Source organism: Agrobacterium sp. CNPSo 3708 (genome assembly GCF_028674915.1).
Taxonomy (GTDB): Bacteria; Pseudomonadota; Alphaproteobacteria; order Rhizobiales; family Rhizobiaceae; genus Agrobacterium; species Agrobacterium cavarae.
The window spans coordinates 419,505-435,118 of record NZ_JAQZSF010000003.1; the positions used below are offsets into that span (position 1 = coordinate 419,505).

Here is a 15,614-nt window from a genome sequence, read left to right on the forward strand (position 1 = left end):
ATGAGCAAGGGTATCGTTTTGCTTGCCGCCGGTGGAACCGGCGGCCATGTTTTTCCGGCAGAGGCACTTGCCTACGAGTTGAAGGCGCGCGGTTACTCCGTGCATCTGGTGACCGATAGCCGCGCCGAGCGCTATGCGGGCAAATTTCCTGCCGACGAAATTCACGTCGTGCCGTCTGCGACGATCGGCTCGAAGAACCCGATCCGCGTCATCAAGGCGCTTGCCACGCTCTGGACCGGTCTTCGCTCTGCGCGCAAGCTGATGACGCGCTTGAAGCCGGTTGCCGTCGTTGGCTTCGGCGGCTATCCGACAGTGCCGCCGCTTCTCGCCTCGACCGGCATGGGTGTTCCTTCGCTGCTGCATGAACAGAATGCTGTCATGGGTCGCGCCAACAAGGCGCTGGCAAAGCGGGTGAAGGCGATCGCCGGTGGCTTCCTGCCGGAGAACCAGGGCGAGTTCGGTGACAAGATCGTCATGACGGGCAACCCTGTCCGCCCTGCGGTGCTGTCTGCTGCCGAGATTGCCTACACGCCATCTCAGGCGGGTGAAGATTTCAACCTCGTGGTATTTGGCGGAAGCCAGGGCGCGCAGTTTTTCTCGGCTGCTGTCCCGGCGGCGATCTGCCTGTTGCCCAACGATCTGCGCAACCGTATCAAACTGACCCAGCAGGCGCGGGTCGAGGACAAGGACAGCGTCGTCGAGTCCTACAAAAAGCTCGGCGTGAAGGCGGATATCTCGCCCTTCTTCGGTGATATGGCCGAACGGCTCGCGCAAGCAGATCTGGTGATCAGCCGATCCGGCGCTTCGACCGTCTCGGAGCTTTCCGTAATCGGCCGTCCATCTGTTTTGGTTCCCTATCCGCACGCTCTCGATCACGATCAGGCGGCCAATGCGGCGGCCCTTTCTGCCGCTGGCGGTGCCAGCGTCATCAAGCAGCCCGAGCTTTCGCCAAAAGCACTTTCTGCCCTGCTGGCAGACGCGATGAACGACCCAGCACGACTGGAGAAGACTGCCGCCGCCGCCAAGGCCACCGGCAAGCCGGATGCCGCCAAGCGCCTTGCCGATCTTGTGGAGGCGATCGCCGCGGGGACAAGTGTTCAGCAATTCAAATCGAAGAATGAAGGAGTGCATCCATGAAGATGCCGAAAGCCATCGGTCTTGTCCATTTCATCGGAATTGGCGGCATCGGCATGAGCGGTATTGCCGAGGTGCTGCACAATCTCGGCCATCGCGTTCAGGGTTCCGATCAGGCAGACAGCGCCAATGTGCAGCGTCTGCGCGACAAGGGCATCGAAGTTTTCGTCGGTCACAAGGCCGAAAACCTGGGTGACGCGGAAGTGGTCGTCGTGTCGACCGCCATCAAGAAGAACAATCCGGAACTGGTTGCCGCGCGCGAAAAGCACCTGCCGATCGTTCGCCGTGCCGAAATGCTGGCCGAACTGATGCGCTTTCGCAATGCGATTGCCATTGGCGGCACGCATGGCAAGACCACGACGACCTCCATGGTGGCGACGCTCTTGGAAGCCGGCAATCTCGATCCGACCGTGATCAATGGCGGCATCATCAACGCCTACGGCACCAATGCCCGCATGGGCGAGGGTGAGTGGATGGTGGTGGAGGCCGATGAATCCGACGGCACCTTCCTGAAGCTTCCCGCCGATGTTGCGGTCGTGACCAATATCGACCCGGAGCATCTCGACCACTACGGCAATTTCGATGCCGTGCGTGAGGCCTTCCGCCAGTTCGTGGAAAACGTGCCATTCTATGGCTTCGGCGTCATGTGTCTTGACCATCCAGAAGTGCAGACGCTGGTCGGCAAGATCGAGGACCGCAAGGTCATCACCTATGGTGAGAACCCGCAGGCCGATGTGCGCTTCTCCAATGTCCGTATCGACGGCACGAAGTCCGTCTTCGACGTGGAGATCCGCCGCCGCCGCACGGGCAAGGTGTTTTCCTTCAAGGATCTTGTCCTGCCGATGCCCGGCCGTCACAATATCTCGAACGCCACGGCGGCGATCGCTGTTGCCAACCGTCTTGGCATTTCAGAGGCCGACATCAAGAAGGGGCTCGGATCTTTCGGCGGGGTCAAGCGTCGCTTCACGCTGACGGGAGAATCGAATGGCGTTCAGGTCTTCGACGATTACGGTCATCATCCGGTGGAAATCAAGGCGGTGCTGAAGGCCGCACGTGAGGCCTGCCAGGGCCGTATCATCGCCGTGCATCAGCCTCACCGCTTTACGCGCCTGTCGAGCCTTTTCGAGGATTTCGCCCATTGCTTCAACGATGCGGACACGATTCTTCTTGCTCCGGTCTATGCTGCGGGTGAAGATGCCATTGAGGGCGTGAACTCCGAGACGCTGGTTTCCGCAACCAGAGCTGCGGGACATCGCGATGCCCGATACCTCGCTTCGCGGGACGATCTGGCAAAGACGGTCGCAGCCATTGCGAATCCGGGTGATTTCGTGGTTCTCTTGGGGGCTGGTAATATTACGCAGTGGGCGGCAGCGCTGCCCTCGGAATTGGATAGCATTTCAGGAAAGTCTGCATGAGACAGGTGGATGGGGTAAAGTTGCTGGGAAGGCTCGGCGACGGAGTAAAGGAACTAAGAGGACGTGTGACGCCGGACTCGCCAATGGATCGCGTGACGTGGTTCAGGGCCGGTGGTCTTGCGGAACTGATGTTCCAGCCCCACGATACGGATGATCTCATCACTTTCCTCAAGCTTCTGCCGGACGATGTGCCGCTGACAGTCGTTGGCGTCGGTTCCAACCTGCTCGTGCGTGATGGCGGCATTCCAGGCGTGGTCGTACGTCTGTCCGCCAAGGGTTTCGGTCAGGTGGAGCTTGCAGGCGAGAACCGCATCAAGGCCGGTGCCATCTGCCCGGACAAGCATATCGCTGCCATGGCAATGGACAACAGCATTGGCGGCTTCCATTTCTACTATGGCATTCCAGGCTCCATCGGCGGCGCGCTGCGCATGAATGCCGGCGCCAATGGTGGCGAGACCCGCGATCGCGTTGTCGAAGTCTATGCTTTGGATCGCAAGGGCAACAGCCATGTGCTCTCCAATGCCGATATGCAGTATAGCTACCGCCACTCGGGTGCGGACAAGGACCTGATTTTTACCGGTGCGCTGTTTGAGGGCTATCCGGAAGACCGTGCGAAGATCCGGGCCGACATGGACGCTGTGCGTCATCACCGCGAGACGGTTCAGCCGATCCGCGAACAGACGGGCGGCTCGACCTTCAAGAACCCGGAAGGTCATTCCGCCTGGGAACTGATCGACGAGGCGGGTGGTCGCGGCATGGTGATCGGCGGCGCACAAATGTCGTCGCTACATTGCAACTTCATGATCAATACCGGTCACGCGACGGGCTACGATCTCGAATATCTTGGTGAAGCCGTGCGCAAGCGGGTCTTCGAAAATTCGGGTATTCGTCTTGAATGGGAAATCAAGCGCCTCGGACTTTTCATGCCGGGCCGGGAAGTCGAGCCGTTTCTCGGCGCATAAGCGCCGTCATTAGCAATCAAAGAAAAGCCCGCGGAGTCAGAAACTTCGCGGGCTTTTTTGTGAGCTTGATTCAGGGGCAAGCGGCGCATCCGTGATGGTGCGCCGCTTGTCCGTGGTCCTTAGACTTCGTCCTTGCCGGAGGCCAGGATGCAGATCAGCGTGATGACGGCAGCAAGGCCGAGATAGTAGCCGACGGCTGCCATGCCGTAAGTCGTCTGCAGCCACGTCGCGATGTAAGGAGCGAGTGAGGCGCCGACGATGCCTGCGAAGTTGAAGGTCAGCGACGCGCCGGTGTAGCGCACGCTGGTGGGGAAGGGTGCCGCGAGTGCTGCACCGATCAGCGCGTAGGTCATACCCATCAGCGCCATGGCGGAAGCTGCGAAGATCGCAACACCTGCTTCACCGCCGCCCAGCAGAACCGGAAGCAGGAAGGAGAAGGCGGCAATCAGGACCGTGATGACGATCAGCGACAGGCGACGACCGACCTTGTCACCGACGATGCCGGTCAGCGGAATGAAGATGCCGAAGACGACGGCGCTGAGGATCTGGATTTCCAGCGCGTCGAGGAAGGGGATCTTCAGAACCTTGACGTTGTAGGACAGCAGCCAGGCGGTTGCGATGTAGAACAGCACGAAGGTGACGAGCGCTACGAAGGTGCCGAGGAACAGGCTGCGCTTGTACTTGGTGAAGATTTCCTTGGCAGGAACCGCAACGCGCTCATGCTTGTCGATGGCCTTCTGGAAGGCAGGTGTTTCCGAGATGGAGAAACGGACCCACAGACCAACGGCGATCAGCAGCGTGGAAGCGATGAATGGAATACGCCAGCCCCAGGAAATCAGCGCTTCATTCGACATGACATGCAGAAGCAGCCAGAAGATGCCGGAGGACAGGAAGAGACCGACCGGTGCGCCAAGCTGCGGGAACATGGCATACCAGTTGCGTTTGCCGGGAGGCGCGTTTTCCGTTGCCAGAAGAACGGCACCGCCCCATTCACCGCCAAGACCAAAGCCCTGACCGAAACGACATAGTGCCAGCAGCAGCGGAGCGAGAACGCCGGCTGTCTCATAGGACGGCAGAAGACCGATCACGACGGTGGAAATGCCCATTGTCAGAAGAGCCGCAACGAGCGTCGTCTTGCGGCCGACGCGGTCACCGTAGTGGCCGAACACCAGCGCGCCGAGCGGACGGGCAAAGAAGGCGATCGAGAAGGTGGCGAAGGATGCAAGAAGCGCCGTCATCGGATCGCTGTTGGGGAAGAACAGCGTCGGAAACACGAGCACGGCTGCGGTCGCATAAACGTAGAAATCGAAGAATTCGATGGTCGTGCCGACCAGGCTGGCAGTGAGAACTCGTGCAGGCGAATTTGTCTTTACATCGTTCGGCTTGTCAGCTGTCGGCGATACAGGCGATATCGCGTCAGTCATTATATTCGTTCCATTGTTAAGTAGGACTTATGACCTTCAAGAGGCTGCGGTTGCGTTAACGCAATTTTCGATCCTTTGAAACGCTTAAAGCGCAATAAGCAGCAAAAAATATGAGGGAATGCAGGGTGTTTCCGTTCGTGGCGACTTCAACCGGCTTGTCGTTTGCCCGTGATCGGCATGACGAACGGTGTCGCGAGGCGGTGTCAAAAACCCTGGGGACAAGCCGGCGATCTTAACGAATCGATCTTGCTTTCGATGCCGATGCTCAAACTCCGCGCAACGGTTTTATTTGATCCGGTTGAAATTCTGAATCTTGCATCGACCGCAACACTCTGATTCCAAGGAAGGAATCCGTGCCTCATGTGATTCTTTAACAAAAATCGCATCGCGGGCCGTTTCGGTTAAGGAAAGTAAACGCTTCGTTAACCTTAATGACGTTTAAGTGGCTCGTACGGGTCGGGCGAGAGAATCGCGAACCATTCCGGTTCCGGTGCCTCGTCTGAAATTTCAGGTGTTAGAGGTTTTTATGAGCGGCAAGCACGTAGCTGTTCTTATGGGTGGGTTTTCTGCGGAGCGGCCGGTCAGCCTCTCGTCGGGAGAGGCTTGCGCGTCCGCGCTGGAAGGCGAGGGCTATAAGGTCACGCGTGTGGATGTCGACCGCAACATCGCTGCCGTTCTTGCGGATCTGCGGCCCGATGTCGCCTTCAATGCGCTGCATGGCCCATTCGGTGAAGACGGTACGATCCAGGGCATCCTGGAATATCTTGAAATTCCCTATACGCATTCTGGTGTCGCGGCGTCTTCTCTGGCGATGAACAAGTCGCAGTCCAAGAAGATTGCTGCTGCCGCCGGCATTCCTGTTGCTGCTGAAAAGCTGATGAACCGTTTCGATATCGGTTCGGAGCATCCGATGGCGACGCCTTACGTCGTCAAGCCGGTCCGCGAAGGCTCGAGCTTCGGTGTCGTCATCGTCAAGGAAGATCAATCTCATCCTCCGCAAGTGCTGGGCTCGACCGAATGGCGTTATGGTGATTCGGTCATGGTCGAGCGCTATGTTCATGGCCGTGAAATGACCTGCGGCGTGATGAATGGCGAAGCCCTCGGTGTCACGGAAGTGGTGCCGCTCGGCCATAATTTTTACGATTACGACGCGAAATACGCCAAGGGTGGCTCAAAGCATGTCATCCCGGCGGAAATTTCACCGAATATTTACCAAAAAATCCAATCATTGGCAGTCATGGCGCATCAGGTGATTGGCTGCCGTGGCGTGAGCCGTTCGGATTTTCGCTACGACGACCGTTTCTCAGAAGATGGCGAACTTATCTGGCTGGAGATCAATACCCAGCCGGGCATGACGCCAACCTCCCTCGTGCCCGAAATGGCGGCTCATCAGGGCCGTTCCTTTGGTGAGCTTGTCCGGTGGATGGTGGAGGACGCGTCGTGCTTGCGGTAAACGGCAAAAGATCGACAGCTAAAAAACGTGTGAACAACGCATCGGTCGGTGCGGACGATCGCCTCGTCCTTCCGCGTCCGCTACGTCGTGTGTTCCGTTTTTGCGCCAGCCTTGCGACCGGGCGCATTCACATTCCAGCTCACACCGGTACGGCTTCGACACTGGTATTCTTCTCCGCCGTTGGTCTCTATGGCATGTCGCTTGGTGGCCACACGGAACTGGTCGCTCAGGCGACGACCTCTGCTGCCGGTTTTGCCGTCGAAGACGTGAAGGTCTCCGGCAATCTGCAGACGTCGGAGATCGAAGTCTTTCAGCTTCTTGGTCTCGATGGCGCGACGTCGCTGATCGCTCTTGACGTCAATGCAGCGCGCAAGAAGCTGACCGAGCTTCCCTGGGTTGAAGATGTCGAAGTTCGCAAGGTCTATCCGAAGACGATCGAAGTTCGTCTGAAGGAGCGCCAGGCTTTCGGCATCTGGCAGCACGGTTCGGAACTGTCGCTGATCGAAAAGAGCGGCAGCGTGATTGCGCCGTTGCGGGACAACAAATATGCCGGTCTACCGCTCTTCGTCGGCCGTGACGCCGAAACGGGCGCTGCGGGCTTCGTCGACGAGTTGGCCGACTGGCCGGAAATCCGCAACCGCGTTCGCGCTTATGTGCGCGTCGCCGGTCGTCGCTGGGATCTGCATCTCGACAACGGTATCGTCGTCAAGTTGCCGGAAGAAAATGTGCCGAAGGCGCTGCAGCTTCTTGCTCGCCTCGATATGGAGCAGAAAATCCTCTCGCGCGATGTCGCTGCCGTTGACCTGCGCCTTTCCGACCGCACCACGGTGCAGTTGACGGAAGGTGCGGCCGAGCGTCGCCAGACCGCCGTTGACGCCCGCAGCAAAGCCCTCAAGAAAGCGGAGAAGAGCACATGAGCTTGTTCGGTTCTTCTCAGTTCGGTCTTCCGCGCCTGAAGCCCTTGTCGTCGAAGCGCAACCATGTGGTTTCCGTTCTCGATATCGGCTCCACCAAGGTGGTCTGCATGATCGGCCGCCTGACGCCGCGTCAGGAGAGCGAAGTTCTGCCCGGTCGCACCCATAAAGTGGATGTGATCGGCATTGGTCATCAGCGCTCGCGTGGCGTGAAATCCGGCGTGATCGCCGATCTCGACGCGCTGGAAGGCGTCATTCGTCTTGCGGTCGATGCGGCCGAGCGGATGGCGGGTCTGACCGTCGACAGCCTGATCGTCAATGTTTCGGCTGGCCGTCTGGCAAGCGACATCTACACCGCCTCCATCGATCTCGGCGGCCAGGAAGTGGAAGCTGGCGATCTTCGCAAGGTTCTGATTGCCGCAAGCCAGCAGTCGCTGCGCCAGGACCGTGCAATCCTCCACTCGCTGCCGACCGGCTATTCGCTGGATGGCGAGCGTGGCATTCGCGATCCGCTTTCCATGTATGGCGACCTTCTGGGCGTGGACATGCATGTTGTCACCGCTGAGCGCACGGCGCTGAAGAACCTCGAGCTCTGCATCAACCGCGCGCATCTGTCGGTCGAAGGCATCGTTGCAACCCCTTATGCCAGCGGTCTTGCGGCACTTGTGGATGACGAAGTCGAACTCGGATGTGCTGCCATCGACATGGGCGGCGGCACCACGACGATTTCGGTTTTTGCCGAAGGTCGCCTGGTTCACACCGATGCTATCGGTCTTGGCGGTCATCACGTCACCACCGACCTCGCACGTGGTCTTTCCACGCGCATCGAGGATGCCGAGCGTCTGAAGGTCGTTCACGGTTCCTCGCTTGCCAATGGTGGCGTGGACGATCGCGAGATGATCGCCGTTCCGCCGATTGGCGAGGACGATCGCGATCAGCCATCGCAGGTTTCGAAGGCTCTGGTCAGTCGCATCATTCGCGCTCGCATCGAAGAGACGCTCGAACTGATCCGCGACCGTATCCAGAAGTCCGGTTTCAGCCCGATCGTGGGCAAGCGCGTGGTGCTGACGGGTGGCGCAAGCCAGCTCACCGGTCTGCCGGAAACGGCGCGTCGCATTCTGGCTCGCAATGTGCGCATCGGTCGTCCGATGGGCGTGGCGGGCCTGCCGGTTGCGGCCAAGGGCCCGGCCTTTTCCACGGCTTGCGGATTGATGATCTATCCGCAGATCGCGGACATTGAAATTCACGCGGCGCAGAGCGGAATGTTCTCGCCGTTTGGAATGGGCAGCGGGCGGATCGCCCGTGTGGGGCAGTGGCTGAAAGAAAGTTTCTGATCCTTTTCCTGCGTATCACGGAAGAGGAATGAGTGAAGTTCAAAGAAATTGGCCAGCGGGGCGTTGCCGGCCATCAAAAGAAGGAATGGTAAAATGACAATACAGCTGCAAAAGCCGGATATCACCGAGCTGAAGCCACGCATCACCGTTTTCGGTGTTGGCGGCGGTGGCGGTAACGCTGTCAATAACATGATCACGGCAGGTCTGCAGGGCGTCGATTTCGTCGTCGCCAACACTGACGCGCAGGCCCTGACGATGACGAAGGCCGACCGGGTGATCCAGCTCGGCGTCAACGTCACCGAAGGTCTCGGCGCGGGTTCTCAGCCGGAAGTCGGTCGCGCTGCTGCCGAAGAGTGCATCGATGAAATCATCGACCACCTGAATGGCACCCACATGTGCTTCGTCACCGCCGGCATGGGCGGCGGCACGGGCACGGGTGCGGCTCCGGTCGTTGCTCAGGCTGCCCGCAACAAGGGCATCCTGACGGTCGGGGTTGTTACCAAGCCGTTCCATTTTGAAGGTGGACGCCGCATGCGTCTGGCCGAACAGGGCATCGAAGAGCTGCAGAAGTCTGTCGATACGCTGATCGTCATTCCGAACCAGAACCTCTTCCGCATTGCCAACGACAAGACGACCTTTGCCGATGCCTTCGCGATGGCCGACCAGGTTCTCTATTCCGGCGTTGCCTGCATCACCGACCTGATGGTGAAGGAAGGTCTCATCAACCTCGACTTCGCCGACGTTCGCTCGGTCATGCGCGAAATGGGCCGCGCAATGATGGGTACGGGTGAAGCGTCCGGCGAAGGCCGCGCAATGCAGGCTGCGGAAGCGGCAATTGCCAACCCGCTGCTCGACGAAACCTCGATGAAGGGCGCACAGGGCCTCCTGATCTCCATCACCGGTGGTCGCGACCTGACCCTCTTCGAAGTCGACGAAGCTGCAACGCGTATTCGCGAAGAAGTCGATCCGGATGCCAACATCATCCTCGGCGCGACTTTCGACGAAGCGCTCGAAGGCCTCATCCGCGTCTCCGTCGTTGCCACCGGCATCGACCGTGTACCGGGCCAGATGGAAAAGAACATCGCCGAGATGCGTGCAGCCGCCGCTGCAGCAGCAAAGCCCGTTATCCGTCCCTCCGCGGCCGTTGCATCCGCTCCGGCCGCAGTTCAGCCTGCCCCAGTTATGCAGGCACCAAAGTCCGTAGATCCGATTGCTCAGACCATCCGCGCTGCGGAAGTCGATATGGAGCGCGAACTCGCTCTGGCCGCTGCTGAACAGCAGTTGCGCCAGGCACAGGCAGAAGCCGAGTTCCGCCCACAGAGCAAGCTGTTCGCATCTGCTCCGGCCGAAGCGCCGGTCGTTGCTCGCCCCGCAGCACCGGTTCAGGCTGCTCCGGCACCTGTATACCACGCTCCGGAGCAGGTCGCAGCGCCGGCTCCGCGCATGGCACAGCCACAGGCTCAGGTTTATCATGAACCAGCTCCTGTCGCGCGCCAGCCGGAGCCGGTTCGCATGCCAAAGGTCGAGGACTTTCCGCCAGTGGTGAAGGCTGAAATGGATCACCGTGCACAGGTTGCTCACGCAGCACCTGAAGAGCGCGGCCCCATGGGACTGCTGAAGCGAATCACAAATTCGCTCGGCCGTCGCGATGAAGAAGAAACTGTTCCTTCCGATATGATGGATGCTCCGAGCCTCGCTCCGCAGCAGCGCCGTCCGATGTCTCCGGAAGCGAGCATGTACGCACCGCGTCGCGGCAACCTGGATGACCATGGTCGCCAGTCGCCGGCTTCTGCCAGCCATCACGAAGACGATCAGCTCGAAATTCCGGCCTTCCTGCGCCGTCAGTCGAACTGATCGGATAGCCGGTCGGTGAACCGATCAGGCGATTCTGCGTTAAGCGAATACCCGGGTCTAAAAGGCCCGGGTATTCGTGTTTCACCGCCTCGGTGCGAGGGTGCTTCTCTCAATTCTTTCAAATGCTTGGGTCTGTAACAAAGCGAAATCAACAGTGATTTGTGATGGCGCTGCAGTGTGCGTATGTAAGAACATGGGAATGGGAAATAACGTCTCCGTGAGCGCTTCATTTCCCCTCTTTTGACTTCGGACCAAGCCGGCATTGCTGGCGGGGTCACATGAAAAGGCTTGATACGCATGACCATCGGATTGCTCGGTTTTCAGACAACTATCGCCAACCCTGTTCAACTCAAGGGTATCGGCGTGCATTCGGGCAACCCGGCTTCCATGACGTTTCAGCCGGCGGAAGCCGGAACGGGCATCGTCTTCAGCCGCACGCTGGAGAACGGTACCGTGGTGGAAGTGAAGGCGGTTTCTGCCAATGTCGGCAACACCGATCTTTGCACCGTGATCGGTCGTTCACCCGCACAGTCCGTTGCAACCGTTGAACATGTTATGGCCGGCATCTACGCGATGGGCATCGACAACCTGATCGTTGAAGTCGACGGTCCGGAAGTGCCGATCATGGATGGCAGCTCCGCACCGTTCATCGAAGCGATCGAATCGGTTGGCATCGTCAATCTTGGCGTGAAGCGCCGCTACATCCGCGTCATCAAGCCGGTTCGCATCGATGCTGGCGCGTCCTGGGCGGAGTTCCGCCCATATGATGGTACGCGCTTCGAAGTCGAAATCGATTTTGATACGCCGCTGATCGGTCGCCAGACCTGGAAGGGCGACCTGACGGCTGAGACGTTCAAGAACGAGCTTTCGCGTGCTCGCACCTTTGGCTTCATGCGTGATGTGGAGCGCCTGTGGGCTGCCGGTTACGCGCTTGGCTCCTCGCTGGAAAATTCGGTTGTCATCTCCGACGACCATACGGTCATCAATATGGAAGGCCTGCGCTACGAGAAGGAAGAGTTCGTCCGTCACAAGACGCTCGACGCCGTTGGCGATCTGGCGCTCGCCGGCGCACAATTCATCGGCTGCTACCGTTCCTATCGCGGCGGTCACAAGGTCAATGCGAACGCGCTGAAGGCGCTTCTTAGCGACCCGACCGCCTATGAGATCGTCGAAGCGCCTGCCGCGCGTCAGCCGGTCGTTCGTGCGCGTGAATTCGTGGCGATCAACCAGTCGGAATTTGCGCCCTGGTCCGCATAAGATCATAATTCTATTCGACTTTTCATAAAGGCTGTCCTCCAGGCAGCCTTTTCTCTTTTGTCCGTGCTGAGGCGTGATCGAGTGCTGCCGAAGGGCGGTGGCGTTGCCAGATGGGAGGCTGGCAAAAGCGATGACAACCGTCAGAGAGTTTCCCGAGGTGAGGGTGGTTTGTCGGGGAATTGTTTGCCGCGGCCACGGTGATCGGCTTTTCTGTACCTGTGGGTACGCTCTTAGGTAGTCACCTTCGGCGCAAAGGAAATCTGCTCCGGCAGAACGCTTCCATTTAAAAAGGAAACGCTCTAATAGGAGTTGCAAGGGTGGAGGCCGGGATTATCGCGTTTGATGCGTGAGCCTGCCATAAAAATGCGTTAATGCGTCATCATTGCGTTGCCCTGCTGGTGCTTTTGCGGCTAGAACCGCCTGCGAAAGCCTAAGCTCTGTAGTGACGCGGGAAGTGGGAACTGTCGAATGAAGCGTGTTGGGTCTGGTGCAATGAATGGAACGGTGCGGGTTGGGCTCGTATCGCTGATGCTGCTTGGCGCCGGAACGCTGGTCACTGCCTGCCAGTCCGATCCCGATATTGACATTACCAAGCTCGGCGTTGAAACCGATCCGCCGGATGTGCTTTACCGCCAGGCGCTTGCCAATATGAACAAGGGCAACATGACGGAAGCCGGTCGCAAGTTCACCGCGATCGATAAGCAGTACCCGTTTACCGAGTGGGGCCAGAAGGCTCTGGTGATGAACACCTTCATCGCCACGCGTCAGAACAAAAACGAAGCAGCGATCACATCCGGTCAGCGCTTCCTCAAGCAATATCCGCGCGCCAAAGACGCAGCCTACGTTCAGTACATGATTGGTCTTGCTTACTCCAAGCAGATCGCCGACGTGACGCAGGACCAGCGCGCTGCGCAACGTACCATCGAAGCGATGAGCAAGGTGGTCAACGACTATCCGAATTCGGAATATGTCGCCGATGCGCAGGCGAAGATCCGCTTCGCGCGTGACCAGCTTGCCGGTCGCGAAATGCAGGTCGGTCGCTACTATCTTGAGCGCAAGGAATATCTGGCTGCTGTGTCCCGCTTCCGCATCGTCGTGGAGCAGTACCAGAACACCAACCAGATCGAAGAGGCGCTCGCACGTCTCACAGAAGCCTATTACGCCATGGGACTGGTGGATGAAGCCCAGACGGCAGCTGCCGTTCTCGGCAACAACTACCCGGACAGCCAATGGTATGCCGATTCCTACAAGCTCTTGAAGGGCCAGGGTCTGGAGCCGCGTGAAAACCGCGAATCCTGGATTTCCCGCGCCGGCAAGAAGCTGATCGGAGCGTAAGGCAAAGGCGTTCCCATGCTGGTCCAGCTTTCGATCCGCGACATCGTTCTGATCGAACGGCTCGACCTTGGGTTCGAGGCCGGTCTCTCCGTGCTGACCGGCGAAACCGGCGCCGGTAAATCCATTCTTCTCGACAGCCTGTCGCTTGCCCTTGGTGGGCGTGGCGATGGCGGTCTCGTGCGCCATGGCGAAGATAAGGGGCAGGTGACGGCCACTTTCGAAGTTGGCATGGATCATCCTGCGCGCCTGCTGCTGCGCGAAAACGGTCTCGACGATGATGGCGATCTGATCTTTCGTCGCGTGCAATCCGCCGATGGGCGCACCAAGGCCTATGTGAACGATCAGGCCGTGTCGGTACAGATGATGCGCCAGCTTGGCCAGCATCTGGTGGAAATTCACGGGCAGCATGACGATCGGGCACTGGTGGACACCAATGCGCACCGTGCGCTTCTCGATGCCTTTGCAGGCCTCAGCGATGAGGTTACCTCCGTTCAAGCCCTTTACCGCACCTGGAAGGACGCCGAGCGCGGCTTGAAGGTGCACCGCGCCAAGGTGGAGGCGGCTGCCCGAGAGGCGGATTATCTGCGCTCGTCCGTCGAAGAGTTGGAAGCGCTTTCTCCTCGCGATGGCGAGGAGGAAGAACTGGCGGAACGCCGTTCTGTGATGCAGAAATCCGAACGCATTGCCGGCGATATCGCCGAGGCCAGCGAATTCCTGAACGGCAATGCCTCGCCTGTGCCGATCATCGCCTCGATGATGCGGCGGCTGGAGCGCAAGAGCCATGAGGCTCCGGGTCTGCTTGAAGACACGGTGCAACTGCTCGACGCCGCGCTCGACAATCTTTCCAATGCGCAGATGGAAGTGGAAGCGGCGCTTCGCCGGACCGAGTTCGATCCGCGCGAGTTGGAGCGCGTCGAAGAGCGTCTCTTTGCCCTTCGCGCTGCGGGCCGCAAATATTCCGTTCCCGTAAGCGATCTTCCAGCGCTCGCCGAGCGCATGGTGACGGATCTTGCCGATCTGGATGCCGGCGAAGAGAAGCTGGCGAAGCTCGAAGCGCAGCTCGGCGTCGTGAAGGCCGATTTCGACCGAGCGGCACTGTCGCTTTCCGACAAGCGGCGCAATGCGGCCGCGGCACTGTCCGAGGCGGTGATGGCGGAGCTTCCGGCCTTGAAGCTGGAGCGGGCGCGCTTTACCGTGGAAGTCACGAGCGATGCCTCGTCAGCCACAGCAGACGGTATCGATGTGGTCGAATTCCACGTTCAGACCAACCCCGGCACCCGACCTGGCCCGATCATGAAGGTGGCGTCCGGCGGCGAGCTTTCACGCTTCCTGCTGGCGTTGAAAGTGGCGCTTGCCGATCGCGGTTCGGCCCCGACACTGGTCTTCGATGAAATCGACACCGGCGTGGGTGGTGCGGTGGCGGATGCCATTGGCCAGCGGCTGAAGCGGCTATCAAAGACAGTTCAGGTCTTGTCGGTCACCCATGCGCCACAGGTGGCAGCACGTGCCTCAACCCATCTGCTGATCGCCAAGGGACCGGCGGGCGATGGCACCGAGCGGATCGCGACCCGCGTTGCGACCATGCAGCCGGAACATCGCACCGAAGAGATTGCGCGCATGCTCGCCGGTGCGTCGGTGACGGATGAGGCGAGGGCGGCTGCTGCGCGACTGCTGGCCGCACAGGACTGAGCTATCGATCGAAGCTTCCTTTAAAATTATGCGGCAGGTGCCAGCACATCCGCGATCGTGCTGGGCACGGTTACGGATTCGAAAGCGGGCTTTGCCAGGAGATATCCCTGCATCAGGTTGACGCCAAGGTCGCGGAGTGCCGCAAGTTCGTCAGCTGTTTCGACGCCCTCGCAAAGCGGCGTGATGTTCAGATCGGCCAGCATGTTCAGCGTGTTGCGCAGGATCACGCGTCTGACCGGATCGCGATCGATGCCGCGGATCAAGTCCATGTCGAGCTTGACGATATCGGGCTGGAAATGGGTGAGAAGGTTGAGGCCGGAATAACCTGCACCAAAATCGTCAATCGCTGTCATGAAGCCGATGTCCCGGTAGGTGCGCAGGATGTTCAGCACATGCACCGAGTCCAGCTTTTCCGTTTCTGTGAACTCGAAAATGATGCGGTTCAGCGGGAAGCCGGTCTTCATGGCGGTTGCCAGCGTCAGGCGGATGCAGGCGCGCGGTTCATAGACGGCGTTCGGCATGAAGTTGATGGAAAGCTTGGTGGTATCCGTCGGATCGAATAGCCGCGCGGCGAGCTCAATCGCCTTGACGCGACATTGCTGATCGAACGTATATCGGTTGCTCTCGTCGACCTTTGATAGAACCGTTCCCGCACCCTCGCCATTTGGGCCACGCACCAACGCTTCATTGGCAAACACCACGCCGGTGTTGACGTCGAAGATAGGCTGAAATGCCATCGAGAATGGGAAGTCGAGGTCTTTGCCGTCGCGGCAACCTTCACATTTTGTCGACATGTCCGCCTTTTCTCCGTGATTTTTGCGGACAATCTAGCCGGGTAGTCTT

12 protein-coding genes are annotated in these 15,614 nt (G+C 59.3%); 10 read left to right on the top strand and 2 right to left on the bottom strand.

Annotated elements, in window-relative coordinates:
* The 3 genes from murG to murB are packed head-to-tail and all read left to right on the top strand — an operon-like array spanning position 1 to position 3,511.
* Positions 1–1,137 (top strand): undecaprenyldiphospho-muramoylpentapeptide beta-N-acetylglucosaminyltransferase, encoded by a 1,137-nt coding sequence (murG, locus tag PVA19_RS09455; RefSeq protein WP_274102185.1) that lies wholly within the window; start codon positions 1–3, stop codon positions 1,135–1,137.
* The gene (gene murC / locus PVA19_RS09460; protein WP_062426523.1) at positions 1,134–2,549 is read left to right on the top strand and encodes a UDP-N-acetylmuramate--L-alanine ligase; all 1,416 of its coding nucleotides are present in this window, start codon (positions 1,134–1,136) and stop codon (positions 2,547–2,549) included. Before murG ends, murC begins: the two co-directional genes overlap by 4 nt.
* Positions 2,546–3,511 carry a UDP-N-acetylmuramate dehydrogenase gene (gene murB, locus PVA19_RS09465; RefSeq protein WP_062426524.1) on the top strand — a complete coding sequence of 322 codons (966 nt, stop codon included), beginning with the start codon at positions 2,546–2,548 and terminating at the stop codon, positions 3,509–3,511. Before murC ends, murB begins: the two co-directional genes overlap by 4 nt.
* Before the next feature lie 119 nt (positions 3,512–3,630).
* Here the strand turns inward: murB and PVA19_RS09470 are convergent, their stop codons facing one another.
* On the bottom strand, positions 3,631–4,935 hold the full coding sequence (locus tag PVA19_RS09470) for an MFS transporter (protein WP_062426525.1): 1,305 nt from the start codon (positions 4,933–4,935) through the stop codon (positions 3,631–3,633).
* A gap of 526 nt (positions 4,936–5,461) precedes the next feature.
* On the opposite strand from PVA19_RS09470, the gene PVA19_RS09475 reads away from it, so the two are divergent.
* From PVA19_RS09475 to recN, 7 genes are all read left to right on the top strand, one after another.
* Positions 5,462–6,388, top strand: coding sequence for a D-alanine--D-alanine ligase (locus PVA19_RS09475; RefSeq protein WP_062440555.1), 927 nt, complete (start codon positions 5,462–5,464; stop codon positions 6,386–6,388).
* Positions 6,376–7,305 (top strand): cell division protein FtsQ/DivIB, encoded by a 930-nt coding sequence (locus PVA19_RS09480; RefSeq protein WP_162693843.1) that lies wholly within the window; start codon positions 6,376–6,378, stop codon positions 7,303–7,305. The genes PVA19_RS09475 and PVA19_RS09480 overlap by 13 nt, the downstream gene beginning before the upstream one ends.
* Complete coding sequence (gene ftsA, locus PVA19_RS09485) at positions 7,302–8,636, top strand: cell division protein FtsA (protein WP_062426528.1); 1,335 nt, start codon at positions 7,302–7,304, stop codon at positions 8,634–8,636. The genes PVA19_RS09480 and ftsA overlap by 4 nt, the downstream gene beginning before the upstream one ends.
* Before the next feature lie 93 nt (positions 8,637–8,729).
* Positions 8,730–10,490, top strand: a complete 1,761-nt coding sequence (gene ftsZ, locus PVA19_RS09490; protein WP_274102186.1) for a cell division protein FtsZ — start codon at positions 8,730–8,732, stop codon at positions 10,488–10,490.
* A gap of 297 nt (positions 10,491–10,787) precedes the next feature.
* Positions 10,788–11,747 (top strand): UDP-3-O-acyl-N-acetylglucosamine deacetylase, encoded by a 960-nt coding sequence (gene lpxC, locus PVA19_RS09495; RefSeq protein ID WP_116492242.1) that lies wholly within the window; start codon positions 10,788–10,790, stop codon positions 11,745–11,747.
* Positions 11,748–12,215: 468 nt separating this feature from the next.
* Positions 12,216–13,082: an outer membrane protein assembly factor BamD gene (locus PVA19_RS09500; protein ID WP_062426531.1), complete on the top strand. Its 867-nt coding sequence runs from the start codon at positions 12,216–12,218 to the stop codon at positions 13,080–13,082.
* 15 nt (positions 13,083–13,097) lie between these two features.
* Entirely contained in the window at positions 13,098–14,771 is a 1,674-nt protein-coding gene (recN, locus tag PVA19_RS09505) for a DNA repair protein RecN (RefSeq protein ID WP_274102187.1), read from the top strand.
* 26 nt (positions 14,772–14,797) lie between these two features.
* Here the strand turns inward: recN and PVA19_RS09510 are convergent, their stop codons facing one another.
* The gene (locus tag PVA19_RS09510) at positions 14,798–15,565 is read right to left on the bottom strand and encodes an EAL domain-containing protein (protein ID WP_274102188.1); all 768 of its coding nucleotides are present in this window, start codon (positions 15,563–15,565) and stop codon (positions 14,798–14,800) included.
* Positions 15,566–15,614: the final 49 nt, after the last annotated feature.

Coding starts and splice junctions, on each gene's coding strand:
- PVA19_RS09510 (WP_274102188.1), bottom strand. CDS start 15,565: ATGTCGACAAAATGTGAAGGTTGCCGCGACGGCAAAGACCTCGACTTC.
- ftsA (WP_062426528.1), top strand. CDS start 7,302: ATGAGCTTGTTCGGTTCTTCTCAGTTCGGTCTTCCGCGCCTGAAGCCC.
- lpxC (WP_116492242.1), top strand. CDS start 10,788: ATGACCATCGGATTGCTCGGTTTTCAGACAACTATCGCCAACCCTGTT.
- recN (WP_274102187.1), top strand. CDS start 13,098: ATGCTGGTCCAGCTTTCGATCCGCGACATCGTTCTGATCGAACGGCTC.
- murG (WP_274102185.1), top strand. CDS start 1: ATGAGCAAGGGTATCGTTTTGCTTGCCGCCGGTGGAACCGGCGGCCAT.
- murB (WP_062426524.1), top strand. CDS start 2,546: ATGAGACAGGTGGATGGGGTAAAGTTGCTGGGAAGGCTCGGCGACGGA.
- ftsZ (WP_274102186.1), top strand. CDS start 8,730: ATGACAATACAGCTGCAAAAGCCGGATATCACCGAGCTGAAGCCACGC.
- murC (WP_062426523.1), top strand. CDS start 1,134: ATGAAGATGCCGAAAGCCATCGGTCTTGTCCATTTCATCGGAATTGGC.
- PVA19_RS09500 (WP_062426531.1), top strand. CDS start 12,216: ATGAAGCGTGTTGGGTCTGGTGCAATGAATGGAACGGTGCGGGTTGGG.
- PVA19_RS09470 (WP_062426525.1), bottom strand. CDS start 4,935: ATGACTGACGCGATATCGCCTGTATCGCCGACAGCTGACAAGCCGAAC.
- PVA19_RS09475 (WP_062440555.1), top strand. CDS start 5,462: ATGAGCGGCAAGCACGTAGCTGTTCTTATGGGTGGGTTTTCTGCGGAG.